The 23,946-nt window shown below is 71.1% G+C and carries 21 protein-coding genes; 5 read left to right on the forward strand and 16 right to left on the reverse strand.

The window, feature by feature from the left end:
- Positions 1–6: 6 nt before the first annotated feature.
- From ACIBK1_RS35405 to ACIBK1_RS35445, 9 genes are all read right to left on the reverse strand, one after another.
- On the reverse strand, positions 7–723 hold the full coding sequence (locus tag ACIBK1_RS35405) for an NADPH-dependent F420 reductase (RefSeq protein WP_396740042.1): 717 nt from the start codon (positions 721–723) through the stop codon (positions 7–9).
- 23 nt (positions 724–746) lie between these two features.
- Positions 747–1,841 carry an LLM class flavin-dependent oxidoreductase gene (locus tag ACIBK1_RS35410; RefSeq protein WP_396740043.1) on the reverse strand — a complete coding sequence of 365 codons (1,095 nt, stop codon included), beginning with the start codon at positions 1,839–1,841 and terminating at the stop codon, positions 747–749.
- Between the two features lie 143 nt (positions 1,842–1,984).
- Positions 1,985–2,401: a winged helix-turn-helix transcriptional regulator gene (locus tag ACIBK1_RS35415; RefSeq protein WP_081904058.1), complete on the reverse strand. Its 417-nt coding sequence runs from the start codon at positions 2,399–2,401 to the stop codon at positions 1,985–1,987.
- 131 nt (positions 2,402–2,532) lie between these two features.
- A complete protein-coding gene (locus tag ACIBK1_RS35420; protein ID WP_396740044.1) occupies positions 2,533–3,315 on the reverse strand; it encodes a sugar phosphate isomerase/epimerase family protein in 783 nt (260 codons plus the stop codon).
- The gene (locus ACIBK1_RS35425; RefSeq protein ID WP_396740045.1) at positions 3,291–4,028 is read right to left on the reverse strand and encodes a hypothetical protein; all 738 of its coding nucleotides are present in this window, start codon (positions 4,026–4,028) and stop codon (positions 3,291–3,293) included. Before ACIBK1_RS35425 ends, ACIBK1_RS35420 begins: the two co-directional genes overlap by 25 nt.
- Entirely contained in the window at positions 4,025–4,924 is a 900-nt protein-coding gene (locus tag ACIBK1_RS35430) for a carbohydrate ABC transporter permease (protein ID WP_030512367.1), read from the reverse strand. Before ACIBK1_RS35430 ends, ACIBK1_RS35425 begins: the two co-directional genes overlap by 4 nt.
- Positions 4,921–5,841, reverse strand: coding sequence for a carbohydrate ABC transporter permease (locus tag ACIBK1_RS35435; protein WP_363422170.1), 921 nt, complete (start codon positions 5,839–5,841; stop codon positions 4,921–4,923). Before ACIBK1_RS35435 ends, ACIBK1_RS35430 begins: the two co-directional genes overlap by 4 nt.
- A gap of 53 nt (positions 5,842–5,894) precedes the next feature.
- A complete protein-coding gene (locus tag ACIBK1_RS35440) occupies positions 5,895–7,187 on the reverse strand; it encodes an ABC transporter substrate-binding protein (protein ID WP_396740046.1) in 1,293 nt (430 codons plus the stop codon).
- 27 nt (positions 7,188–7,214) lie between these two features.
- Entirely contained in the window at positions 7,215–8,231 is a 1,017-nt protein-coding gene (locus tag ACIBK1_RS35445; protein WP_231514195.1) for a hydroxyacid dehydrogenase, read from the reverse strand.
- Between the two features lie 230 nt (positions 8,232–8,461).
- Between ACIBK1_RS35445 and ACIBK1_RS35450 the strand changes: the two genes are divergently transcribed.
- On the forward strand, positions 8,462–10,429 hold the full coding sequence (locus ACIBK1_RS35450) for a DUF2264 domain-containing protein (protein ID WP_396740047.1): 1,968 nt from the start codon (positions 8,462–8,464) through the stop codon (positions 10,427–10,429).
- On the opposite strand, the gene ACIBK1_RS35455 is transcribed toward ACIBK1_RS35450, so the two are convergent.
- Positions 10,389–11,531: a substrate-binding domain-containing protein gene (locus tag ACIBK1_RS35455; protein WP_030512372.1), complete on the reverse strand. Its 1,143-nt coding sequence runs from the start codon at positions 11,529–11,531 to the stop codon at positions 10,389–10,391. The genes ACIBK1_RS35450 and ACIBK1_RS35455 overlap by 41 nt on opposite strands.
- A gap of 278 nt (positions 11,532–11,809) precedes the next feature.
- Between ACIBK1_RS35455 and ACIBK1_RS35460 the strand changes: the two genes are divergently transcribed.
- A complete protein-coding gene (locus tag ACIBK1_RS35460) occupies positions 11,810–12,292 on the forward strand; it encodes a hypothetical protein (RefSeq protein ID WP_396740048.1) in 483 nt (160 codons plus the stop codon).
- A gap of 64 nt (positions 12,293–12,356) precedes the next feature.
- Here the strand turns inward: ACIBK1_RS35460 and ACIBK1_RS35465 are convergent, their stop codons facing one another.
- Complete coding sequence (locus ACIBK1_RS35465) at positions 12,357–13,604, reverse strand: cellulose binding domain-containing protein (protein ID WP_396740049.1); 1,248 nt, start codon at positions 13,602–13,604, stop codon at positions 12,357–12,359.
- A 67-nt stretch (positions 13,605–13,671) separates the two neighbouring features.
- Positions 13,672–15,165, reverse strand: coding sequence for a cellulose binding domain-containing protein (locus tag ACIBK1_RS35470; protein ID WP_396740050.1), 1,494 nt, complete (start codon positions 15,163–15,165; stop codon positions 13,672–13,674).
- A 680-nt stretch (positions 15,166–15,845) separates the two neighbouring features.
- Here ACIBK1_RS35470 and ACIBK1_RS35475 point away from each other — a divergent pair.
- Complete coding sequence (locus ACIBK1_RS35475; protein WP_396740051.1) at positions 15,846–17,363, forward strand: glycosyl hydrolase 53 family protein; 1,518 nt, start codon at positions 15,846–15,848, stop codon at positions 17,361–17,363.
- Positions 17,364–17,390: 27 nt separating this feature from the next.
- Here ACIBK1_RS35475 and ACIBK1_RS35480 read toward each other — a convergent pair whose 3' ends face one another.
- Genes ACIBK1_RS35480 through ACIBK1_RS35490 form a run of 3 tightly spaced genes read right to left on the reverse strand, consistent with a single transcriptional unit; the run spans position 17,391 to position 20,532 of the window.
- The gene (locus ACIBK1_RS35480; protein ID WP_396740052.1) at positions 17,391–18,227 is read right to left on the reverse strand and encodes a sugar phosphate isomerase/epimerase family protein; all 837 of its coding nucleotides are present in this window, start codon (positions 18,225–18,227) and stop codon (positions 17,391–17,393) included.
- Positions 18,224–19,378, reverse strand: a complete 1,155-nt coding sequence (locus tag ACIBK1_RS35485; RefSeq protein WP_030512379.1) for a dihydrodipicolinate synthase family protein — start codon at positions 19,376–19,378, stop codon at positions 18,224–18,226. Before ACIBK1_RS35485 ends, ACIBK1_RS35480 begins: the two co-directional genes overlap by 4 nt.
- A complete protein-coding gene (locus ACIBK1_RS35490; protein WP_396740053.1) occupies positions 19,375–20,532 on the reverse strand; it encodes a Gfo/Idh/MocA family protein in 1,158 nt (385 codons plus the stop codon). The genes ACIBK1_RS35485 and ACIBK1_RS35490 overlap by 4 nt, the downstream gene beginning before the upstream one ends.
- Before the next feature lie 153 nt (positions 20,533–20,685).
- On the opposite strand from ACIBK1_RS35490, the gene ACIBK1_RS35495 reads away from it, so the two are divergent.
- On the forward strand, positions 20,686–21,717 hold the full coding sequence (locus ACIBK1_RS35495; RefSeq protein WP_156081260.1) for a LacI family DNA-binding transcriptional regulator: 1,032 nt from the start codon (positions 20,686–20,688) through the stop codon (positions 21,715–21,717).
- A gap of 87 nt (positions 21,718–21,804) precedes the next feature.
- Here ACIBK1_RS35495 and ACIBK1_RS35500 read toward each other — a convergent pair whose 3' ends face one another.
- Positions 21,805–22,341: a DUF2199 domain-containing protein gene (locus ACIBK1_RS35500; protein WP_081904060.1), complete on the reverse strand. Its 537-nt coding sequence runs from the start codon at positions 22,339–22,341 to the stop codon at positions 21,805–21,807.
- A gap of 235 nt (positions 22,342–22,576) precedes the next feature.
- Here ACIBK1_RS35500 and ACIBK1_RS35505 point away from each other — a divergent pair, with 235 nt between their 5' ends.
- Positions 22,577–23,815 (forward strand): FAD-dependent oxidoreductase, encoded by a 1,239-nt coding sequence (locus ACIBK1_RS35505; protein WP_396740054.1) that lies wholly within the window; start codon positions 22,577–22,579, stop codon positions 23,813–23,815.
- Positions 23,816–23,946: the final 131 nt, after the last annotated feature.

The raw sequence follows: 23,946 nt of genomic DNA on the forward strand, positions 1-23,946 counted from the left end.
CGCGGATCAGGGCGTGGGACGGGGCGACGACGTCATCCCGCCGCGCGCGCGGAGCACCTCGCGGCCGCGCTGTGAGCCGGGGAAACGGTCGAGCAGCGTGCGCAGTTCGGCCGCGTCCACGTTCGCGCCGAACGGCTCCGTGCCCGGCTCCATCCGGACGCCCTCGGCGAGCGGGCCGACGATCACCGGGTCGAAGCCGAGCGCGTCCACGATCGAGGCGGCCACCTCGACGTCGTCCGGGTCGTCGCCGGCGACGGCGATCGCGCGGCGGCCGGGAGCGCCGGCGGGCAGGGCGCCTTCCTCCAGGTCGTGATAGCCCATGTGGTTGAAGGCCTTGACGACCCGGGAGTGGGACAGGAACGCCTGGACGATCTCGCTGGAGGACGTACGGGGGTCGGTGAGGTCGTCCCGGACCCCGTCCACCTCCCCCCAGTAGTTCATCGCGTCGAGCACCAGCTTGCCCCGCAGCGCCTCGGCCGGGACGTTGCGATGCCTGCCCAGCGGCAGGGCCAGCACCACGACATCCGCCTCGGACGCCGCCTCCACCGCGGTCACCGCGACCGCCCCGGGCGTGACGACCTCGACGATGAGGGAGATCCGCGCGGCCTCCCCGGAGCCCGCGATCAGGACGTGGTAGCCGGCCGCGACGGCGAGGCGGGCCAGGACGGTGCCGACCTTGCCGGCGCCGAGGATGCCGATGGTGCGGACGTCGCCGGGTTTCACGGTCACTCCAGGTCGTCGCCGAGTCATGCGTGGACCGTGTCCGCGGCGAGCAGCTCGCGTACGCGCGGGGCGACCTCGCGGCCGAGCAGTTCGATCGTGCGAGCGCGGACGTCGCGAGGCAGGTGCATGATGTCGTACTTGAGATCGAAACGGCTCAGGCGGAGATCGCGGGCCATCTTGACGATCTTGCGGGCGACGGTCTCGGGCGATCCCACGAAGAGCGCGCCGTGCTCGACCTCGGCTTCGTACCGTTCACGATTCGGCGCGTAGAAGCCGCGCTCGGCCGCGAGATCCTCGACGACGGGCCGCCAGTATCGCCACCAGGTCTCGACGGCCTCCTCGTCGGTGTCCGCGACGAGGCCGAGCGAGTGCTGGCCGATCGGCAGTTCGGGATGGCCGAAGCCGTCGAGCGCCTTGAGGTACAGTTCGACGTTCCTCGCGAACCGCTGCGGCCGTCCGCCGATGACGGCCATCATGAGGGGCAGGCCGTGACGGGCGGCGCGCACCACGGAGTCGGGGCTGCCGCCCACGCCGATCCAGGTGGGGATGCCCCCCGGCCGCATCCGGGGATGCAGCAGCTGCCCGGTGAGCGGCGGCCGCACCGTGCCCGACCAGGTCACCCGCTCCTCGCGTTCGAGTCGCAGGAAGAGATCGAGCTTCTCCTCGAACAGCCGCTCGTAGTCGGCCAGGTCGTAGCCGAACAGCGAGAACGACTCGGTCACGGAGGCGCGGCCCAGCACGATCCGGGCACGGCCGTCGGACACCGCGTCGAGGGTGGAGAACTCCTGGTACAGCCGGACCGGGTCGTTCGTGCTCAGCACCGTCACGGACGTGCCGAGGCCGATGCGCCGGGTGGCGGTGGCGATCGCGGCGAGGAGCACCGGGGTCGCTGAGTCGTTGTGCCCGTCCCGGTAGTGTTCCCCCACGCTGAAGACGTCCAGCCCCGCCGCCTCGGCGAGCCGGGCCTCCTCCACGAGCAGGCGCACGGTCTCCGCGTCGTCGAGCACGCGCCCGCCGTCCGTCGCCACCTCCCCGAACGAGTTGAGTCCCAGCTCGAAGCGTGGGTGGTCGATCCCGCCGGCGGTCATGGTTTCTTCCGCCCCGGCAATGCCAGGCATACCGATCATCTCCCCGAACGTGCGCCGGCGATGTGGAGCAGGGCTCGTCGCCGGCCTCGATGACGTGCGAATACTGACTACACGCCGGTGATCGGTAACTTCAATTGAACCGTGGTCACATGAAGTGGACCGGCTCGGCGGCCTCAGCCGAGATCGTCGGAGCCGGCCGCCCTGTCGAAGGCGTGGCGGTTGGCGCGGATCGTGTCCTGGTTGTCGGCCGCCCACCGGGTGAGCGCCAGGACGGGCTCGGACAGGGTGCGTCCGAACGGGGTGACCTCATACTCGACCCGGGGCGGGATCTCCGGATAGATCACGCGCTTGACGAGCCCGTCACGCTCCAGGCTGCGCAACGTCAGCGTCAGCATGCGGCGGGAGATGCCGGGGGCCGTCCGCAGCAACTCGGTGAAGCGCATCGGCCCCTTGTCCAGCAGCCCGATGAGGATCAGGCTCCACTTGTCGCCGACCCGGTCCAGCACGGATCGCAGAACATCCGGGTCGTGCTCAAGGCAGGCTCTGCCCAGCGAGCGCAGCACCCTGTCCGCCTCGGTCTGGTGCGACATGGGCTCCCGCCTCCTCCGTCACCTACTGCGACCACATCCTGTTGCCGTTAGCGGTTATCGAAGAGTACATCGGTGACGAAAAGTAACTCCCAGAGGAGCCGGACCATGCCCACGGGCTCCGGTTCGGCGCCCTATGCCTCGGTCACGTAGCGGCGCAGGGTGGCGGCCTCGCCGGCCAGCATGCCCGGGTCGTCGCCGGGGACGAACTCGAGGGCCGTGTCGATCCTCCTGCCGGTCGACGCCAGCATGCCCATGACCGCCCGCCACAGCGCCGCCCTGTGGTCGAGCGGGCGGCGATCCTGCGGTGTGGGCCACCAGCTGAAGACGTGCACGGCGTCCACGCGGTCCAGCACGGCACGCAGACCCGCCAGCGCCTCGTCGTCCGGCATGCCGTTCGGCGGCTGCCAGTAGGTCCGCAGCCCGGGAACCTCGTCCAGCATCGACAGCGCGGATCCGATCGCGTCGGTGAGCGTGCCGTCGTGGAACTCGGTGGCGACCACGACGTCCCCCGCGCTGTCCACGCACCGCTTCAGGCGGTCGATCGTTCTGCGGCGATCGGCGGGGCCGGCGGACGCGGAGGCCAGGTTGCCGGCCCAGACCCGCACCCGAGGGGCGCCGAGCGCGCGGGCGGCGGCCAGCACCTGCCGCCACAGGTGCTCGGCCTCCTCCGGATCGGCGGGGACGCCCGCCCGGTAGTACGAGCCCAGGGCCGAGACCGACAGGCCCGCCGCCCTCGTCGCCTCGCCCAGGCGGCGCGCCCCCGCCTCGTCGCCCAGCCGTACGTGGGCGTCCTGACCCCATTCGACGTGCTCCAGCCCGGCCTGCGCGGCGAGCGCGATGATCCGTTCCGGGGGAAGCGGCCGGTAGGTGACGCTGCACATCCCCGCCGTCAGAGGCCGCGTGTTTGTGTCCAATCAGCTCTCCGGAGGACCCTCTGCCGGAGGACCGAGGCGACGGCCAACCGCGTGGTGGCCCAGGCGACGTACAGCAGGGGGGAGCACGCGAGGAAGACGCCTGCCACCGGCTTCAGCAGGACGGCGGCCACGGCCAGCCCGAGCACGGCGACGGTGAGAGCGGACAGGTACCAGCGCCGCACCACGAGGTAGACGCAGGGCAGCACGAGAGGGCGCAGGCGCACCGGCCCCGGCGCCTCGGCCAGCAGCACCAGGAGAGCGAACGCGACGGTCACCACCAGCGCCGACGCCGTGAGGAAGAACGGAACCAGCGCCGGTCCCCACCCCGTGCGCGCGACGGCGGCGACGTCGACGACCAGCACGCCCACGGCTGCCGCGCCGCCCGCCCAGACGAGCAGCGCCGGCCACGCCGCCCGCCGGTACGCGCACCAGAACGCGCGCAGCACATCCGTCGATCCCTCGGTGAGCCCGGCGAAGCACCCGAACGCGCCGGCCAGCGCCGGCCCGCACGGCAGCGACAGCACGGCGAAGAACGGCCACGACGCGAGCGGGTCCCGCACGATCGCGAGCGCGGCGAGGAGCGGCGCGCACGCCACGGCGAGCAGGACGTTGGTCATGAGCCCGACGTAGACGGTGGAGAACAGCCTCTCGTACGTCTCCTGCCGGGCCGGTCTGAGCAGACGCGGCGCCCGCCCGCTCCCGTATCCGCTCATCCCTTGAGCCCGCTCGTCGCGATGCCGCGGATGAAATACCGCTGCCCGAACAGGAAGACGACCAGGATCGGCAGCACCGACAGCACCGCGCCCGTCATGATCATCGCGTACTCGGCGTCGTACTGGCCGACGAAGGAGCGCAGACCGAGCTGGACGGTCCACAGCTCGTTGCTCGTCAGGTAGATGAACGGCCCCATGTAGTCGTTCCAGGTGTTCACGAACGTGAGCAGGGCGAGGCTCGCGAGCGCCGGTTTCGACAGCGGCAGCATGATGCGCCGGTAGATGCCGTACTCGCTGAGGCCGTCGATCCGCGCGGCCTCGCACAGGTCGTCCGGGATCGACATGTAGTACTGCCGCATGAGGAAGACGCCGAACGCGCCGAACGCCTGCAGCAGGATGATCGACCAGTACGTGTCCGTGAGCTCCGCGCGCTGCATCATGATGTACTGCGGCACCATGTACGCCTGCCAGGGCACCGCGATGGTGGCGATGTAGGCCAGGAACAACGGGTCCCTGCCGGGAAAGCGCACCTTGGAGAACCCGTACGCGGCGAAGCTGCCGGTCAGCACCTGCAGCACCGTGACGGCGGCCGACAGGAAGGCCGAGTTGCCCAGGTAGGTCAGCATCGGGATCCGGTCCCAGATCTCGGCGAAGTTCGACCAGCGGAACTCCCGCGGGATCCACTCGACGGGAACGGTGAGGACTTCGTTGTCCCGCTTGAGCGAGGACGACACCATCCACGCGAACGGCACCAGCACGAGCAGGGCCACGGCGAGGAGGCTCACGTACGCGAGCGCCGTCCTGACCAGACGCGGCCCCCGGGAGCGGGGGCCCGGGGATCGGCCGGGCGGCCGCGGCGGGGCGACGGCCGGGGGAGCGTCGGGCAGCGCGGTCATCGGCCGCTCCTCCGTTCGTTGAGGCGGAACTGGACGACGGTCACGGTGAGCACGATGACGAACAGCACCAGGGCGATGGCCGAGGAGTAGCCGAACCGTCCCTCGGTGATGCCCTCCCGGTAGACGAGCTGGGCGAGGACGAGGGTGCTGCGGCCGGGCCCGCCGTCGGTCATGACCACGATGAGGTCGAGCACCTTGAAGCTCTGGATCGTCAGCATGACGACGACGAAGAACGTCGTGGGGCGCAGGCACGGCAGGGTTATCCGCCGGAAGCGATGCCAGGAGTTCGCGCCGTCCACCCGGGCGGCCTCGTAGTACTCCTTCGGGATCGTCTGCAGACCGGCGAGGAAGAGCACCATGTAGTAGCCCATGTCCCGCCACACGCTCGTGACGATCACGGCGGGCATCGCCCAGTCCGTACTGGCCACCCACCGGGGCGGGTCGTCGACGCCGAGCGCGTGGAGGACCTGGTTGACCGGTCCGGCCGTCGGGTTGAACAACATGTTCCACACGACGGCCACCGCGACCAGAGAGGTGATGTACGGGAAGAACGCCGCGGTGCGGAAGAAATGCACGCCGCGGAGCTTGCGGTCGAGCGCGATCGCCAGGCCGAGCGCCGCGGCCAGCGTGAGCGGGATGTGGCCGGCCGCGTAATAGAGGGTGTTGCGGAGCGCGACGAAGAAGTTCTCGTCGCGCAGCAACCGCCGGAAGTTGTCCAGCCCCACCCACTCGGGCGTGTTGTAGGAGTCCCATTTCAGGAACGCCAGCGCCAGCGCCGCGACCATCGGAACCAGGGTGAACAGGGCGAAGCCGAGGAAGTTCGGAAGGATGAAGCTCCATCCGACGAGGACGCCGCGCCAGGCACGCCGTCTGCGCGGCGAGCCCTCGGGCGCCGGTCGCGTTATCACATGAGCCATGACCGTCCTTCGTGTCCTCCTGCTCCCGCACCGAGGAGCGCCCCGCGCCTTCGCTAGTTGAGCACTTCGCTCTTGACGCGCTCGCCCATCGAACGGATGCCCTCGTCGGCCGACTTGTCGCCGACCATGATGAGCTCGTGCTCCTCGTTGAGGATCGTGTCGACGTCGGAGGTGTGCTCGCTGACCGGCATCTCCAGCACGACCTTGTCGGGCTGGAACGCCTTCTTGGACAGCTCGTCGGCGGGCATCCCCGTGAGCGAGAAGTACGCCTTGGTGATCTCGGGGCTCTGCAGGGCCGGGACCACGCCCACCTTGCTGATCGCCTCGGCGCCGGCCTGGCCCGCGGCGAACCGCACGAACTTTCTGGCCGCGTCCGCGTGCGCGGCCCGCTTGTTCACGGCGAAGGCGGTCGGCGAGCCGAACGTGGTCACGCCGGTGGCTCCCGGCCGCTGCGGCATCGGCGCCAGGGCCCAGTCGACGTCCGTGGCGCCTTTCTGCTTCTGCTCAAGGATGCCGGAGATGTACCACGTGCCCATCGGCAGCATCGCCGTCGCGCCGCTCTCGAATATGGTCCTGTAGTCCGATTTCTGTGACTTCGCGGTGCCGAAGTCGACGGTCGCGCCGTCCTTCTGCAGCCCGAGCGCCATCTCGTACTGGTCCTTGAAGAAGGAGTAGTCGCCGCCGAGCTGGTCGCCGCCGGTCTGCGCGGCGGAGATGGCCTGCACCACCGACCGCCACGTGTGGTGGTAGGTGCCGTAGACCTTCTTGCCCCCCTCGTCGTGTGTGAGGGTCCGGGCGAGCTTGGCGTACTCGTCCCAGGTGAGGTGCTCGGGCATCGTGACGCCCGCCTTCTCGAAGTACTTCTTGTTGTAGTACAGCAGCCAGAAGTCCTGCCGGTAGGGCAACGCGTAGTACTTGTCCCGCACGTTGAACGCGGGAAGGCCGGCCAGCTTCGAGGTGTCGGCCGACGTCGCCAGGTCGGTGATGTCCAGGAGCTGCCCGCGGCTGGAGTAGCGCGAGTAGTCCGTGACGTTCTTCATCGTGATGACGTCGGTCCGGTCGCCGCCCGCGAGCATGGTCGTGACCTTCTCGGGGTAGTCGTCGGCGAGAATGTCCACGGGCTTGATCGTGATGCCGGGGTTCGCCCGCTGGAAGGCGTCGAACAGCGCGGTGAACTCGGGGGTCTTGGCGAGGTTCCACACGGAGACGGTCAGGGTGACGGCCCCGCCGCTCGCCGACTCCTCGGAGCCGCGGCCGCACGCGGTCAGAGCCAGCGCGAGCGCGACCGCCGCTCCCGCGAACCTGGCGAAACGGCGGGATCTTCCTGCCGTGGTCGAAGCGGTCATCGAACCGGTCTCCTTTCCTGCGCCGGGTCAGGCGCTGACCTTGAACTCGTCGGCGGTCACGACCGCGCGGGGCGGCTGACCGGACAGGTGGCGCTCGAGTTCGTCGAGAGCGCTCTCGCTCATGCGCCGGGTCTCCGACCCGAGCGATCCGGCGATGTGGGGGGTGATCATGACGTTGGGCAGGTCGTACAGCGGCGATCCCGCCGGGAGCGGCTCCGGGTCGGTCACGTCGAGGATCGCGTCGAGGCGTCCCCGGGCGCACTCGCGCTCCAGGGCGGAGGTGTCCAGGACCGCGCCGCGCGCCGTGTTGATCACGGTCGCGCCGTCGGGCAGCAGGGCCAACTCCGCGGCCCCGATGAGGTGGCGGGTCGACGGAAGCGCGGGCACGTGGAGCGTGAGCACGTCGGAGCGCGGCAGCAGCTCGGGCAGCCGCACCAGGCGGGCGCCCGCGGCGCTCACCTCGGCCGCGTCCGCGTAGGGGTCCGCGACGAGGACGTCGACCTCCAGGCCGCGGAGCCGTTCGACGACCCGGCGTCCCACTCGGGAGAAGCCGACGACGCCGATCGTCCGTCCCCGGTTGGACAGCTCTCCGCGGCGCGCGGCGTACGACCAGTCCTGCCGATGCGTGCGCGCGTCCTGGGCGAGGAACGGGGCCTTCTTGCCCGCGAAGATGATCGCGGCGAGGGTGAACTCGGCGACCGGGACGGCGTTCTCGTGGGCCGCGTTGGTGACCAGGATCCCGCGACGCCAGACCTCGTCGGTGACGAAGTCGCGCACGGTTCCCGCGCAGTGGAAGATCGCTCGCAGCCGGGGGGCGTCGGACAGCCGTTCGGCCGTCAGCGGCGGGCAGCCCCACGAGGTCATCAACACCTCGACGTCGCGCAGCCGGCGCCGTACGTGCGGAGCGTCGAGGTCGCCGGTCACGATCGGTTCGCCGAGCTCGGCCAGACCGTGCAACCGGCGGAGCTGCGGCTCCTGGAACTGCACGGAGAACGTCGCGGGGTCCATGACCAGCAGGGCGTGAGGCCGTCGTCCGTTCGTCACTCACGATCCTTAGGGAAAGCGCTTACCAGTGCGCCGATCATGTCCGATCGCTTTAATCACGTCAATACCGTGTTAATCAGAATGATCAGCGGGCGCGATCGATGTTGATCGAAGTGTGCTTGATCTCTTGACGGGACCGAGCGGTGCTGCCACGATCACGTCCACTTTGGTCACGTGAACATCCGCTCGGATGACGGCGCTGCGACCGTCCATGCGAAGGGACACGCGGGATGCTGGGCGAACTCGACGACGACCTGCGGCTCTCGCCGTACACCGGGTGGACCAGGGCGCACTGGGCGGCGCTCGCCGACCGCGTCCTGCTGGCGGCCCGCAGGCACGCCTCGGCGTCTCACGCGCGCATCACGTTCCCCGGCGCGCCCGGTGGCTACGGCCCGGACGTCGACGCGCTCGAGGGTTTCGCGCGCACGTTCCTCGCCGCCGGGTTCCGGGTGGCCGGAGAGAACGGGCGTGACCCGCTGAACCTCATGGAGTGGTACGCCGAGGGCCTGGCCGCGGGCACCGACCCCGGTTCGCCGGAACGCTGGGTGCGGCTGGACGAACACGACCAGGCCAAGGTCGAGGCCGCGTCGATCGCCCTGGTCCTCCACCTCACGCGGCCCTGGTTGTGGGACCGCCTGACACCGGGGGTGCAGGATCGGGTGGTGGACTACCTCGCGCCGGCGATCGGCGCGCACTATCCGCCGATCAACTGGATCTGGTTCCAGATCGTGGTCGAGCAGTTCGTCGGCTCCGTCGGCGGCCCGTTCGAGCGCGGGGACATCGAGGCGGGGCTCGCGCTGACGGACGGCTTCGCACGGGAGAACGGCTGGTACGCCGACGGCGCGGAACGCGCCTACGACCACTACGTCGGGTGGGCGTTGCACTTCTATCCGCTCATCTGGACCGAGATGGCCGCCGGAGACCCCGCCGCGGACGCGCGGCGGCCGGTCTACCTGCGAAGGCTTGAGCGATACCTGCACGACGCCGTCCACCTCGTCGGCGCCGACGGCTCGCCGTTGATCCAGGGCCGCAGCCTCACCTATCGGTTCGCCGCGGCGGCCCAGTTCTGGCTGGGCGCGCGCTCGGGCGTCGCGACGCCGGCTCCGGGCATGCTGCGCCGTGCCGCCTCCGGCGTCGCCCGGCACTTCGCCGACCACGGGGCGCCCGATGAGGAGGGCCTGCTGTCGCTGGGCTGGCACCGGCCTTGGCGGCCGATCGCCCAGTCCTACTCCGGGCCCGGGTCACCGTACTGGGCGGCCAAGGGCTTCCTGGGGCTGTCCCTCCCCGCCGGCCACCCGGTCTGGACGGCGGTCGAGGAGCCGCTGCCGGTCGAGTCCCACGACTACCACCGCGTCGTCTCCTCGCCCGGATGGCTCGTCAGCGGAACGCGTACGGACGGCATCGTGCGGGTGACCAACCACGGCACCGACCACTCCCACCCCGGATCCGCCCTGACCGACTCCCCGCTGTACGCGCGCATCGGATATTCGACGGCCACCTCGCCCGTGCTCGCCGGTGAGCACGCGGAGCACCCGCTGGACCAGTCGGTCGTGATCATCACCGGCAGCGGCGAACCCAGCCACCGCACCGGATTCGAGACCCTCGTCGTCGATCGCCTGCCCACCGGGACGCTCGTCGGCGCGTCCCGGTGGCAGGCGCACTGGGTCGACCCCGATCGCACGCGCCCCGACCACGGGTATGGGCGCGACGGCCGGGTGCGGTTCGGTCCGGGGATCCACCTGGTCTCGGCCGTGCGCGGTCCCTGGGAGGTACGGCTCGTGCGGGTGTCGGAGGCGGGGGACGGGCAGGGCGTGCTCCGCGTCGGCGGCTGGCCGCTGCCGGGGACGGGAAGGGCCGGGGAGGCCACGGCCACCGCGACGGCCACCGTGACGAACGGCGCCGCACACTCCAGGGTGACAGGAGGGGGAGGGCTGGACGCCTCCGGAGTCACGCCGGCCGAGGACGCCTCGCCGCTCGCGGCCCGGATTCTCGTCCCGTGGTGTGCGACGATCGGCCCGGCCCGGCCCGGCACCTGGTATGACGCGGTGGTCTTCCTCGGCGGGCGGGAGCCGGACGAGCCGCCGGCCGTGCGCAGGGACGGCGCCGCGACGGTCGTCGTCTGGCCGGACGGGACGACCGACAGGCTGGAGGCCCCGCTCATGACGAGGATGAACGGACCATCAGGCGGGGTTCTATGACGACCCGATGCGCGGGACGGTGGGCGTCCCGGTCGGCGATCCGCTCCGCGAGGAGCGCGAAGGCGGCCCGCCCGACGGCCGCCTTCGGCGGGCGGACCGCGGTCAGCGGAGGGTCGCAGAGCTCGGCCACCTCGTCGTCGTACGTGACGACGGCGAGATCGCCCGGTATCCGGATGCCGCGCTCCTGACAGCGCTCCACCAGGGAGATCGCCTCCGGGTCGGAGTGGACGAGCAGCGCCGTCGTTCCGGAATCCACGCACTCGTCGAGCAGGTCGTCCCGCACACGAGGCCACTCGGGATCTCTCCGGTCGACCGTGTCGGCGTCCAGCGCGTCGTCAGGCCCGAGGCCGAGCTCCTCGCAGGCCTGCCGCCAGCCGCGCCGCACATGCGGACTCGTCGGGCTCTCCCTCGTCGTGACCACTCCGATCCGCCGGTGACCCAGCGCGGCCAGATGGCGCACGGCCATGGCGGCCCCGAAGACGTGGTCGCTGACCACGGACTCCATCGCCTCCTGGTAGGGCCCGACGACGGCGGCGCGCTCGACGAGGACCACGGGCACCTCGGCGGACTGGAGCCAGCGCACCAGGGCCTCCCCGTCCTCGCCGGTGGTGGTCGGCGCCACCAGGAGGCCGTCGACACCCACGGAATCCACCAGCCAGGAGAGCTGGCGGCGCTCGTCGGCGGCCTGGTAGGTCGCGCCCCGCAGGACGACGCGCGTGTCGGAGGCGGCCGCGGCCTCACGCACCCCCCGGATGACGTCGGGCCAGTAGTAGTCCAGCGACGGGACCACCATGCCGATCGTGAGGTGTGCCTTCACCTCCTCGGAGGGGACCGGCGCCGGCCCTGGAGCCGGACCGTCCCCGGCTGCCTGGCTGATCGGCGCCTCGGCCAAGGGCCCGCGGAGGAGGGCGGCTCCGCCGCGGACACGGCGGATGAGCCCCTGGGAGGCCAGGAGGGCGATGTCGCGGCGAACGGTGATGGCCGACACGTCCAGCTCCGAGGCCAGCTCGTTGACGCGCAGGACACCGCGCCGCCGTAGCAGCTCGACGACCTGGGCCCGTCGCTCGTCCGGAAGCGGTGCGGCCGAGTCGGACACCGTCATTCGCCACCCTCCACCCGTGTGTCGACGACCCCCTGCCGCGTGTGCGGCACGACCAGGGCCGGCCTGGTCAGATTCTCGCCCCATATCTCCGAGAGCGTCGGATCCTCCAGCGCCCGGGGCGTCAGCACGGCGGTCAGCGAACCAGTGTAGCGATCGAAGTTGATCGAAGATGATGTGTATGAGCCGTTGCGTCCGGCTGATCGGCATCTGGTCCGGATGGTGAAACTTTCACCTGGGACATTCCGCGGTCCCCGCGATCGTCTCCGGCACTGCTCGTCATGTTCCTTTATGAACATAACGATCGAAATCGCGCGGTCGTCGCGGTCCGGCTGTTGGCGGGGCTGGCGCTCGTCGGAAGCATGCTGAGTGTCAGCTCGACCGCGGCGCACGCGTCCACCGGTCAGTTGAGGGCCGTCAACTGGGCGGACGCGAGGGACAACTTCGTCAACGGCGTGCTCTACGTGTCCGGGCTCGGCTCGTCCGACACCTATTCCTCGGCGGCCGCGACGGCCAACCAGGTGGTCGGCCAGCTGTACTCGATCACCGGTGCCGACACCGTCCGGATACCGATCAACGAGCCGACCGTGGCGAACTACTGGGACCTACACCGGGGCGATCGACACCGCGCTCGGCAAGGGCAACGTGATCTTCGCGTACTGGGCCTTCAGCGGCGGCAGACCGTCCGACATGACCGCCAACGTGTCATCCAGTACACCTGCGGCGGTGGCGCCAACCAGCAGTGGAGCCGCACGCCGTCGTGACCCGCAGGCAGTGCCCCGGGAGGCAGTGCCCCGATCCCGGGGCACTGCTATCGGAGGTACGCCGCTATCGGAGGTACACCCCGAGGCCGAGCCGCTGGTCGCGTACGGCGGTGGCGACGAGGCCGGCGATCTGGCGGGCGCCCGTGGCCTCGAAGTGGGTGTGGTCGTCGGCGAAGAAGGCGCCGACCGGGCCGGAGGTGTAGTCGCCGTTGAACGGGCAGAAGTGGAGGCTGTTGTAGAGCGTGTAGCTCAGCTTGTGCAGGTCGATCACCGGGGCGCCGGTGGCGGTGCCGACGGTGAAGGTGTCGGTGACGTAGCCGCGGTTGGGGACGGCGGTGCTTCCGCTGCAGGTCAGAGCGGCCACGGGGGTCACGAGCACCGGGTTGGCGCCGCGCTGCTGAGCGGCGCGGACCATGGTGGTGAGCAGCTCGCGATACCGGGCGGCGCCGACGTGGCGGGGGCAGGTGGGGGAGCCGTCGTTGATGCCGAACTGGATGAACAGATAGTCGCCCGCCTTCATCCCGGTCGAGGCGTCGAGCATGGACTGCCATCGGGAGGCGTAGGCGGTCGAGCTGAGCGCGCACTCGCCGGTGGAGTTCATGCGGTCGGTGACGGCGGACTCGTACAGCCAGGTCTGGATGCTGCGACCGCCGACGGCGTTGTTGACGACGGTGGCGCCGGTGGTGAGGTACTGGCCGAGTTCGCGGCCCCAGCCGACGATGGGGGCGCCGGAGCTGTTGGCGACGGTGGAGTCGCCGGCCAGCCAGACGGTGGTCCGTCCCGGAGCCGGAGTGGGGCTCGGCGTCGGGCTCGGGCGTGGACTGGAGCTGGGACTGGGGCTGGGGCTGGGGCTGGGGAAGCGGGTCGGCGAGGCGCTGGGGGTGCTCGTGACCCCACCGGTGCAGGTGACGCCGTTGAGCGTGAAGCTCGCCGGTGCGGGGTTGGCGGAGTTCCACGAGCCGTTGAACCCGAAGTTCACCGACGCGTTGCTCGCGATGGTGCGGTTGTAATCGACGTTTCCGGCGGTGACGGCGGCTCCTGTCTGGGTGACCGTCGCGTTCCACGCCTGGCTGATCTGCTGTCCCGAGGTGAAGGACCAGCCGAGGGTCCAGCCGCTGATCGTGTCGCCGAGGTTGGTCACCGTCACGTCCGCGCCGAACCCGCCGGGCCACTGGTTGGTGATCCGGTAGGTGACGGCGCATCCGGTGGTGGCGTCGGCGGGCGCTGCGCCCGCCACCCACGTCAGCGCTCCCGTCAGAACGGCCGCGGCCGAGGTGATGAGGGCGGCGGCTCGTCGCCGGAACGTGCTCATTCGCATTCTCGCTTTCTCGGGGTCAGTGGGCTGACCGCTCCGGGCGGGGCGGCCGAGGCCGCGGGGCTCATGCGGCCCGGCATCCGGCGCCGTTGAGGGTGAAGGAGGACGGTGCGCCGTTGGCGCCGTTCCAGGTCGCGGTGAAGCCCACGGTCGCGGAGGCGCCGGGGGCGAGCGCGGGGCTCCACTGCGGTCCGGCGACAGCGACGGTCGCCCCGGTCTGGGTGAACGTTCCGTTCCATCCCTGGTCGATCTGCTGGCCGTCGGGGAACGTCCAGCGCAGCGCCCACGGGGTCAGGACGGCGGCGCCGGTGTTGGTGACCTGTACGTCGGCCTGGAAGCCGCCGGGCCACTGGTTGGTCACGGTGTAGTGCACGTCGCAGCCCGCGGCCGAGCCGCTGGGCGTGGCGCTCGGCGATGCCGAGGGCGTGGGAGTCGGTGAGGCCGAGGGGGTGCGGCTGGGCGATGGGGAGGGCGCCGGGGTCGGTGTCCGGCTCGGGCTCGGCGTCGGGGTGGGGGTCGTGCGCGGGGGGAGGTGTCCGGCCACGATCGGCGCCAGCTCGGCCGCGATCGCGCGGTGTCCGGCGTCGTTGGGGTGGACGCTGTCGGACAGGCCGTCGGACGGCACCCATCCGTCCGTGGCGACGAAGAAGACGTTGCGGTCGCCGGCGTTGTTGACGGTCTGCACCGCGGCCTGCGTCTGCGCGACGAACCGCCCGCGGAAGGTCTGCAGGGCCAGGATCGCGGCCTTCGGGTATTTGACCCGGATGGTGCGCAGCAGGCCGGCGTAGGAGTCCTGGAACTGGGTCGTGGACACGCCGTGCCCCACGTCGTTGGTGCCGAGGTTGATCACGACGACGTCCGCCTGGTAGCGCGAGAAGTCGTGGTCGGCGGCCCCGTCGGCGGCGCTGACCTTCACGAAGCGGCGGTCCAGGCCGACGCAGCCGTCGGCGGTGGTGACCAGGCAGGCGCCTCCCTGCGCGACCTGCATGTGATCCAGCCCGAGCTGCTCCCCGACCAGCCATCCGTACGCGGTGAGGGCGTTCTTCGAGGTGGTGGTCCCGACGGTGATGGAGTCACCGACGAACTCGACCATGCCGCGGGCCGGCTGGGCGGGCAGGGTGCGCGCACCCGAGTCGAGGACCAGGCCCTGGAACACGGCGTCGCCGTGGTACGAGCCCGCCACCACGCGGTAGGACACGCGCAGGGTGTGGTCGCCGGCCGGGATCGGGGTGGGGGTGAGGTTGACCGTGCCCTGCACGTTCTGCAGGTACACGTCGGGGCGGCCGTCGATGCTGTAGTAGAGGTCGATGGCGTTGCGCTGCTTCAGCTTGACCGTGGTGCCGGTGAAGCCGGTGGTCAGGTAGGCGCCGGCCCAGCCCGGGACGTAGGCGGAGCTGTTGCGGGTGTCCCAGCGGCCGACGAAGCGGATGTTCGGGTCGTTGGGCGTCCCGTCACCGGCGGCGGCCTGGGCTCCGGGCGGCGCCGCGAGCACGGCCGCGAGCACAGTCGCGAGGGCGGCGGCCACGACGGCGAGGCGCGTGAGGCGCGTGAGTTGCATGGCGGTCCGTTTCTCCTGCGGCAGGTTCGCCGAGGGGGTCGAACGCGTGAGCACGCCTGGACGGGCGTACGCGTAGGCGAGGGGTCGTTCCGCCGGGGTCGATGCCGGTCCCCGGTTTCGCGGGGAGGGCCGGCGACCGGCGGCGATCCGTTTCCGGCGTCACGTTCACGGCCGCCGGGTCACCGGAGTGGGGAGCGTGAGGCGTGAAACATTCATGTCAGGAGGACCGGCGCAGGGGCCGGCCGGCACCGCGGACCCCGTACTTCTGGCTCGGTCCGGAGGCCGGTCGTACCGGCCCGGAACGCGGATCGCGCCGCTGGTCATGCTCCACTCGCGAACGGTCGTGGCGCTCGGGTCTTCCCACGTTGGCCTCCGGACAGACGGACACGATGACGGCACATGCCGGCTCTGGGAACGTTCACAAGATGAGAGATGTGCGCCGCTCCGTCAACGACCATTACGCGGTCGTCGGTGTGCGCCGGTCCGTGCGGCCGCGCTTCTCGGGCAGGCGGTCGTGAGCTACTGTGCACGTTCACAGAACCCCGTCAGGGGGCCGTGTGCCCCGATGCCCTGTCCTGCCGGAAGTGCCTCGCGTACGGCGGGGACGTCCGCGTCTTGTGGAGGTTGGGAGAGACATGAAGAGACCTGGTCTCGCTCTGCCGCTGTGCGCGGCGGTACTAGTGGCGGGGGCCGGTGCCGTCGCGGCGTCACCGGCCTCGGCGGCGAGCGGATGCCGCGTCACCTACGCGGTGAGCAGCGAGTGGCCGGGTGGATTCGGGGCGAACGTCACGATCGACAACCTGGGCGACCCGATCTCCTCGTGGACGCTGGCGTGGTCGTATTCGGCGGGGCAGCAGGTGACGCAGGCGTGGAACTCGACCGTCACCCAGAGCGGGCCGCAGGTCACCGCGACCAACGCCGGCTACAACGGGTCCGTGGGCACGGGCGGCAGCGTCTCCTTCGGCTTCAACGGCTCGTGGTCCGGGAGCAATCCGGTGCCGACGGCCTTCACCCTCAACGGCACGCCGTGCACCGGGGGCGTGTCCGGGTCTCCCAGCCCGACTCCGAGTGCGTCACCGAGCCCGTCACCGACCGCCGTCAGCCCGACGCCCAGCCCGTCCCCGGCGAGACCGAGCCCGTCACCGAGCCCGTCACCGAGTGCGTCACCGACCGGGAAGAGGCTGACCATGCTGGGGGCGGATGTGTCCACCCTGCAGCGTGCCGCCGATCTGGGCGCGAAGTACTACGACGCGAGCGGCGCGCAGAGGGACCCGCTGGACATTCTCAAGGGCATCGGGGCGAACTACGTCCGGCTGCGGATCTGGAACAACCCCGTCAGCGGCTACAACAACAAGGCCAAGGTGCTGCAGTACGCCAGGACGGTCAAGGCCAGGGGCCTGAAGCTGCTCGTCGACTTCCACTACTCCGACACCTGGGCGGATCCCGGCAAGCAGTACAAGCCCGCCGCCTGGGCGAGCCACGGGATCGCCCAGCTGCAGACGGACGTCTACAACTACACCTACGACGTGTGCTCCAGCCTCAAGGCGCAGGGCACCACTCCCGACAGCGTGCAGATCGGCAACGAGATCAACGTCGGCATGCTGTGGAACGATGGCAAGGTCGTCGACAACGACTTCACCAACCTGAGCCTGCTGCTCAAGGCCGGCTACAACGCGACGAAGGCGTGCAACTCCGGGACCCAGGTGATCATCCACACCGCGGACGCGGACAGCGACGCCAACGCTCGCTGGTTCTACGACGGCATCAGGGCCAAGGGCGTGCCCTGGGACATCACCGGCCTGTCGTACTACTGCTACTGGCACGGCACGATGTCCACCATGGCGAGCGTGGTGGCCGACATGAAGTCTCGTTACGGCAAGGACGTGATCCTCGCCGAGACGGCATACCCCTACACCACGGCCAACGCCGACGGCACCCCCAACGTGATCTCCTCCTCCCAGCCGTGCTCCGGATACCAGGCGACGCCCGCGGGGCAGGGAGCCAACTTCACGGCGGTGCAGAACACCGCGCGCGACGCCGGCGCGATCGGCGTCTTCTACTGGGAGCCGACCTGGTACGCGGTGCCCGGCAACGGCTGGGACCCGGCCGACATCAACGGCTCCGGCGACGGCTGGGACAACCAGGCGATCTTCGATAGGAACGGTCGCCTCAACCCCAATGTCCGCTGGACGCCGTAACACCCGCGGGGGACGTCGCGGAGACCGTCAGCCGATCGCCGCGGCGAAGCGGCGCTTCATCGTGGCGAGCACCTCGTCGGGGTCGGCGGCCCAGATGTCGGCGTTGAAGATCTCGACTTCGACGTCGCCGCGGTAGCCGGCGGCCTCGACGGCGGCGGTGAGCGGGCCGAAGTCGATGACGCCGTCGCCCATCATACCGCGGCCGAGCAGTGGGTCGGCGGGCAGCGGCACCAGGAAGTCGCTCACCTGGTAGCTCGCGATCCGGCCTGCGGCCCGTGCGATCTGCGCCAGCACCTCGGGGTCCCACCAGACGTGGAAGGTGTCGACCACCAGGCCCACCTGCTCGGCCGGGTAGCGCTCGGCCAGGTCGAGCGCCTGTCCGAGGGTGGACAGCACGGCGCGGTCGGCGCAATAGACAGGGTGCAGCGGCTCCAGAGCCAGCCGCACCCCGCGCTCGGCGGCGTAGGGCGCCAGCAGGGCGAGCGCCTCGGCGACCCGGGCCCGGGCCTCGGCCAGGTCGCGGCTGAAGCCTGGACGTGGCCCGCCTCCGGGGGGGATTCCGGGAAGCCCGCCGACGACCAGCACCAGGCAGGCGGCGCCGAGGGCGGCGGCCTCGTCGATCGCCGCGCGGTTGTCGTCGAGACCGCGGTCGGGGCCGGTGAGGAAGCCGCCCCGGCACAGGGAGGAGACGCGCAGTCCCGCGTTCGTGACGAGTTTCGCGGTCGCGGCCAGGCCGTGCTCGGCCACGTTCTCACGCCACAGCCCGATCGCGGGGATGCCGTGCCGTACGCAGCCGTCGACGGCTTCGCGCACGGACCAGCGGCGGGTGGTCCATTGGTTGAGGGACAGGCGGTCGGGGGTCATGCGGTCACCCCGGCGGTGGCGAGCAGGGCGCGCATGCGGGTGGCGGCGAGGTCGGGGTCGGGCAGCAGCCCGGCGTGGTCGGCGAGGCGGAACACCTCGGCCAGGTGGAGGATCGACCGGGCGCTGTGCGCGCCGTTGACCATGACGAACGCGTCCTGGTGCCCGGCGAGCCAGGCCAGCAGGACGATGCCGGTCTTGTAGTGGTAGGTCGGGGTTTCGAAGATCTTCCGGGCGAGTGGCACGGTCGGGGCGAGGACGGTATCGAACAGCGCGGTGTCTCCGGCGTCGAGCGCCTGCAGTGCGGCCGCCGCGGCAGGCGCGATGGGGTCGAAGATCCCCAGCAGCGCGTGGCTGCCGCCCACGATCAGCTCGGGGTAGTTGAAGTCGTCGCCGGTGTAGAGCCGAATTCCGTCTGGGAGCCGTTCGCGCAGCCGCACCTCGTGGTCGGCGTCGAGCAGTGACACCTTCACTCCGTCCACGCGGGCGGCATTGTCGTGGACGAGCGCGAGGAACGCCTCGGTGGCGATCTCCAGGTCGCGTGACCCCCAGTATCCGGCGAGGGCGGGGTCGAACGTCTCGCCCAGCCAGTGGAGGATCACCGGCCGGTCGGCGTGGGCGAGCAGGGTCGCGTAGACCTTGTGGTAGTCCTCGGGGCCGCAGGCGAGCCGGGCGAGTTGCCTGCTGGCCATGACGACGACCCGGGCGCCCGCGTCCTGCACGATCTCGATCTGTTGCAGGTAGCCGGCGACGATCTCCTCCAGGCCGGCCGCCTCGGGCAGGTGGTCGGTGCCGGCGCCGCAGGCCAGCAGGTCGGCGGGGTCGCCGAAATCCAGCGCCGCTGCGGCGCTGCGCCGGATCAGTTCGGCCGTCGCCGTCCAGTCCAGCCCCATGTTGCGCTGGGCGGTGTCCATCGCGTCGGCCACCCGCAGCCCGTACGACCACAGGTGGCGGCGGAAGCCAAGGGTGGCGTCCCAGTCCAGGGCGGTGGGGAAGCCGGGGGAGTGGGCGGCGAGCGGGTCGGCCACCACGTGCGCGGCCGCGTAGGCGACGCGGCTCGCCGGCCGGGCGGGCGGGCGCGTCCAGACGACCGGCTCGCGCATCCGGTAGGTCTCCAGCCGGCGGTCCGCCGTGGGGAGCGTGACAACGGTCATGCCGAGGCCCCGCTGGTGATCGGGGGCACCTCGACGCGCACGCCCTCCGCCGAGGAGCGCAGGCCCAGCTCCGCGACCTGCACCCCGCGGGCGCCGGAGGCGAGGTCGTAGGGGAAGGGCGCGTCCTCCACGACATGACGCACGAACATCTCCCACTGGGTCTTGAAGCCGTTGCCGAACTCGGCGTTGTCCGGGACCTCCTGCCACTGGTCGCGGAACGGCTCGGTCGCGGGCAGGTCGGGGTTCCACACCGGCATCGGGGTGGCCGACCGGTGCTGCACGCGGCACCGGCGCAGCCCCGCCACGGCGCTGCCGTGGGTGCCGTCCACCTGGAACTCCACCAGCTCGTCGCGGTTCACTCGGACCGCCCAGGAGGAGTTGATCTGCGCGATCACCCCGCCGGCCAGCTCGAAGATCGCATAGGCCGCGTCGTCTGCGGTCACCTTGTAGGGCCGGTCGTGCTCGTCCACCCGTTCCTCGATGTGCGTCACCGCCCTGGCGGTTACCGCCTCGATGCGGCCGAAGAGGTTCTCCAGCACGTACGCCCAGTGCGGGAACATGTCGAGCACGATCCCGCCGCCGTCCTCGGCCCGGTAGTTCCAGGAGGGCCGCTGGGCCGGCTGCCAGTCGCCCTCGAACACCCAGTAGCCGAACTCGCCGCGCACCGACAGGATCCGGCCGAAGAAGCCGCCGTCGATGAGCCGGCGCAGCTTGAGCAGCCCCGGGAGGAACAGTTTGTCGGCGACCACGCCGTTCTTCACGCCCGCCTCGCGCGCGGCCCGTGCCAGAGCGACCGCGTCGGCGAGGTTCTCCGCGGTCGGCTTCTCCGTGTAGACGTGCCTGCCCGCCTCGATGGCCCGTGTCACGGCCGCGACCCTGGCGTTCGTCGTCTGTGCGTCGAAGTACACCGTGTTGCGGTCGTCGGCGAGGGCGGCGTCGAGGTCGGTGGTCCAATCGGGGATGCCGTGCCGGGCCGCGATCGCCTCCAGCTTGGCCGCGCTGCGTCCCACCAGCACGGGCCGGAGCACCACCCGCCGCCCGTCCGACAGCTCGACGCCGCCCTGCTCGTTGATCGCCAGGATCGAACGGGCCAGGTGCTGGCGGTAGCCCATGCGCCCGGTCACCCCGTTCATGATCACGCCGAGGGTCTCCATTCGTTTCTCCTCGTGTGCGAGAGCCGCGAGGAAAGCGCTCTCCGCTGGTACGGAAAGCGCTTTCCGTTACGCTGGACCGTACGGCCCGATGATCGGAACGTCAACCGGGTCCGCCGTTCGAAACACGACCGCGGGCAGGCCAAGATGAGGACCATGGGTGCGAAGCGCGGCGCGGTCACGCTGGAAGACGTGGCGAGAGAGGCCGGGGTGTCGCTCGCCACGGCGTCGCGCGCCATCAACGGCAGCACGCGCACGGTCCGTCCGGAGATCCGCGAGCGGGTCGAACAGGCGGCGCGTGCGCTCAACTACACGGCCAACGCGCAGGCGCAGGCCGTCGCGCGGGGCCGCACCAACCTGATCGGGCTCGTCGTGCAGGACATCGAGGACCCGTACTTCTCCTCGATAGCTGCCGGGGCGATGCGGGTGGCCGAGGCCAACGGCCTGATGGTCAGCATCGCCGGCACCGGGAGACGGCCGGACAAGGAGATCGAGTACGCCGCGGCACTGCGCGGCCTGCGCGCGGCGGCGATCGTCATCGCCGGGTCGCGTACGGACGACCACGACGCGCTCGAGCGGCTCGGCGCCGAACTCGACGCCTTCGAACGGTCGGGAGGGCGGGTCGCGCTCGTCGGTCAGCGACGGTTGCCCGTCGACACCGTGGTCGTCGCCAACCGCGCGGGCGGCCGCGACCTCGGCAGCCGCATGGCGGGTCTCGGCTACCGTTCGTTCGGCGTGCTCGCCGGCCCGCGTGGCCTGCTCACGGCCGCCGACCGGCTGGCCGGATTCGCCGAGGGGCTGGCGGCCTCGGGCGTCGTCGTGCCGTCTGAGGCGATCGTGCACGGTGATTTCGACCGTGACGGCGGGCATGACGCCATGCTCGAACTGCTCGCGCGGCGCGGTGAGGTCGAGTGCGTGTTCGCGGTCAACGACGTCATGGCGGTCGGCGCCCTCGCGGCGCTGCGATCGCGCGGGCTCGAACGGACGGTGGCGGTCGCCGGATTCGACGACATCGCCACCCTGCGGGACGTCGTCCCCGCCCTCACGACGGTGCGCCTGCCCCTGGTCGAGATCGGCGCGGCCGCGCTGGAGATGGTCCTCGACGAACCGGCGCAGCGCCCTCGCCGGCGGCTCGTCCGGGGCGAGGTCGTGCTGCGGGAGAGCACGCCCGGCGTGCGCCGGGACTGATCCGCCGGTGCTGCGGGCGTCCAGCGGCCACCGCTGCGGACGTCGTGTGGAGTGAGAGATCAGGTGCGGCGCGATGTCCCCGCCGGCTCACGCGGGGCCGCGGCGAGATTCCTGATGATCGGGGTGGAGGAGCAGCTCGGCCAGTTCCCGGACGCGGGCGGAAGTGATGCCGGTCCGCTGCTCGACGGCGAGGGGATGGCCGGTGGGCTCCAGCTCGACGGCCGGCCGTAGTCCGACCGGCCGGGTGTGGAGGTTGGTCTTGAGGTTGAGCGTCGACGGTTCGTAGATCGGCAGTTCGGAGGACAGCCAGCCGAAATACGGAGGTTCGGACTCGCGCCCCGGAGTTTCCCAGAGCCGGCCCATCCGCTCGAAGTTGTCCCGGCTCAGTGAGACCCATACGCCCCAGCTGAACGTCTCGGCCGTGTCGATGACGGGGATCTCGATGAGGCCGTGGACGAAGAAGTGCTCTCCCTCGATCACACACTGCTCGGAGGAGAGCGCGCTGTCGGTCGCCTCGGCCATCTCGGGGCTCCAGAAGGCGGGTGCGGGCATGTGGTAGCTCAACGGGAGCTCGTCGTGGTGACCCCCGCAACAGGAGCACCGGAAACCGGAATCAATCGACACGGACGTCAGCGTAGCGAGGAAGCCTCATCCGCACAGCCGTGCCGCCTGGCCCGTTCCTCGCTTGATCCCTTCCCTGCGGTTCCCGACGCCGGGAGCGTGGCCTGGTGCTCGGCGAGTCGTACCGGGGATCCCCGCGGCGTACTCGCGGAAATCATCGGGAGGACGTTGTCAGGGTGGGTTACGCTCGGCCGGGCTCTCGTCCCATCCCGCTCACCTCTGACAGGAGTGCGCGCACATGTCCGATGCGCCGTTGCAGGTGGTCATCGTGGGTGGTGGGCTCGGGGGTCTGTGCGCGGCCCACGGCCTGCGTGCGGCGGGCATCGGCGTCACCGTCTACGAGCGTGACCCGTCGCTGGACCACCGGCCGCAGGGGTACCGGATCCACCTCGACTCCAGGGGCGCGGGCGCGCTGCGCGAGTGCCTGCCCGTCCGGCTGTACGAGCTGTTCACCGCCACCTCCGGGCAGCCGAGCAGGCGGGTCACCATCGTGGACGAGTGGCTCAGGGAGCTGCACGCCGTCGAGTTCGACGGAGTGTCGGCGGATGGGGACCCGGCGTCGTTCAGCGCCTCGGCCGACCGCATGACGCTGCGCCGGATCCTGCTGGCCGGCCTGGAGGACGTGGTGCGCTTCCGCGCGGAGTTCACCCGCTACGAGACCGAGGGCGAGCGGGTGCGCGCCTGGTTCGCCGACGGCTCCAGCGTCGGCTGCGACCTGCTCGTGGGCGCCGACGGCGTCGGCTCACGGGTGCGCCGCGAGCTGCTCCCGCACGCGCGGATCAAGGACCTCGGCACCCGGTGCGTCTACGGGAGGACACCGCTGACCGAGGACGTCGCCGCGCTGCTGCCGCCCCGGCTCGCTGAGGGATTCATGTCCGTACGGGCGGGCCGGCTGGGCCTGGCGCTCGGGCTCATGCGCCCGCGGGAGGACCCGGCGCGGGCGGCGGCCCGGCTGTGGCCGGGTCTGGACCCACGCTGGCGGGGCGACTACGTGATGTGGTCCCTGGCCGTGCCCGCCGCTCTGCTGCCCGGCTCCGACGCCGAGTTGTCGTCTCATGGCGCCGGACACCTGCACCGGTTCGTGGCCGGGCGCGTCGCGGGCTGGCACCCGGCTCTGGTGCGGCTGATCGAGGCCGCCGACGTGGACCAGACCTTCTGCGTCGCGATCAGGAGCTCGGTGCCCGTCGCGCCGTGGGAGGCCTCCGCCGTCACGGTGCTCGGCGACGCCATCCACGCGATGAGCCCGGCCCAGGGCTCCGGGGCGAACTGCGCGCTGCTGGACGCGGCGCTGCTCTGCCGAACGCTCCGCGCGGCCGTGGCCTCGGGCGGCTCTCTGACGGCCGCGATCGGAGAGTACGAGCGGCGGATGACCGAGTACGGCTTCGCCGCGGTGCGCGCGTCCGAGCAGGCGGCGTCGTCCTTCGGCGGAGGTCCGCTCGGCCGCGTTCTCCAATGGATCGGCCGGCGGTCACGCTAGCCGTCAGCCACGCGAGCGTGGGCCGGAAGCGGCGATCACGAGGAACCGGCGCCGCCGCTCGGAGAGGATCCGGGCTCGCGCGGCGGGATCATGCGGATCTCGGCATGACAAGGGCGGGCTCGGCTGCGCGC

This window comes from Microbispora rosea, assembly GCF_044460045.1.
Taxonomy (GTDB): Bacteria; Actinomycetota; Actinomycetes; order Streptosporangiales; family Streptosporangiaceae; genus Microbispora; species Microbispora rosea.

Bases quoted from the DNA above. Each gene is read 5' to 3' on its own strand.
- ACIBK1_RS35505 (WP_396740054.1), top strand. From the start codon at position 22,577: ATGTCCGATGCGCCGTTGCAGGTGGTCATCGTGGGTGGTGGGCTCGGG.
- ACIBK1_RS35460 (WP_396740048.1), top strand. From the start codon at position 11,810: ATGTTCCTTTATGAACATAACGATCGAAATCGCGCGGTCGTCGCGGTC.
- ACIBK1_RS35435 (WP_363422170.1), bottom strand. From the start codon at position 5,841: ATGGCTCATGTGATAACGCGACCGGCGCCCGAGGGCTCGCCGCGCAGA.
- ACIBK1_RS35440 (WP_396740046.1), bottom strand. From the start codon at position 7,187: ATGACCGCTTCGACCACGGCAGGAAGATCCCGCCGTTTCGCCAGGTTC.
- ACIBK1_RS35470 (WP_396740050.1), bottom strand. From the start codon at position 15,165: ATGCAACTCACGCGCCTCACGCGCCTCGCCGTCGTGGCCGCCGCCCTC.
- ACIBK1_RS35425 (WP_396740045.1), bottom strand. From the start codon at position 4,028: ATGAGCGGATACGGGAGCGGGCGGGCGCCGCGTCTGCTCAGACCGGCC.
- ACIBK1_RS35455 (WP_030512372.1), bottom strand. From the start codon at position 11,531: ATGACGGTGTCCGACTCGGCCGCACCGCTTCCGGACGAGCGACGGGCC.
- ACIBK1_RS35485 (WP_030512379.1), bottom strand. From the start codon at position 19,378: ATGACCGTTGTCACGCTCCCCACGGCGGACCGCCGGCTGGAGACCTAC.
- ACIBK1_RS35490 (WP_396740053.1), bottom strand. From the start codon at position 20,532: ATGGAGACCCTCGGCGTGATCATGAACGGGGTGACCGGGCGCATGGGC.
- ACIBK1_RS35480 (WP_396740052.1), bottom strand. From the start codon at position 18,227: ATGACCCCCGACCGCCTGTCCCTCAACCAATGGACCACCCGCCGCTGG.
- ACIBK1_RS35430 (WP_030512367.1), bottom strand. From the start codon at position 4,924: ATGACCGCGCTGCCCGACGCTCCCCCGGCCGTCGCCCCGCCGCGGCCG.
- ACIBK1_RS35450 (WP_396740047.1), top strand. From the start codon at position 8,462: ATGCTGGGCGAACTCGACGACGACCTGCGGCTCTCGCCGTACACCGGG.
- ACIBK1_RS35465 (WP_396740049.1), bottom strand. From the start codon at position 13,604: ATGAGCACGTTCCGGCGACGAGCCGCCGCCCTCATCACCTCGGCCGCG.
- ACIBK1_RS35410 (WP_396740043.1), bottom strand. From the start codon at position 1,841: ATGCCTGGCATTGCCGGGGCGGAAGAAACCATGACCGCCGGCGGGATC.
- ACIBK1_RS35495 (WP_156081260.1), top strand. From the start codon at position 20,686: ATGGGTGCGAAGCGCGGCGCGGTCACGCTGGAAGACGTGGCGAGAGAG.
- ACIBK1_RS35415 (WP_081904058.1), bottom strand. From the start codon at position 2,401: ATGTCGCACCAGACCGAGGCGGACAGGGTGCTGCGCTCGCTGGGCAGA.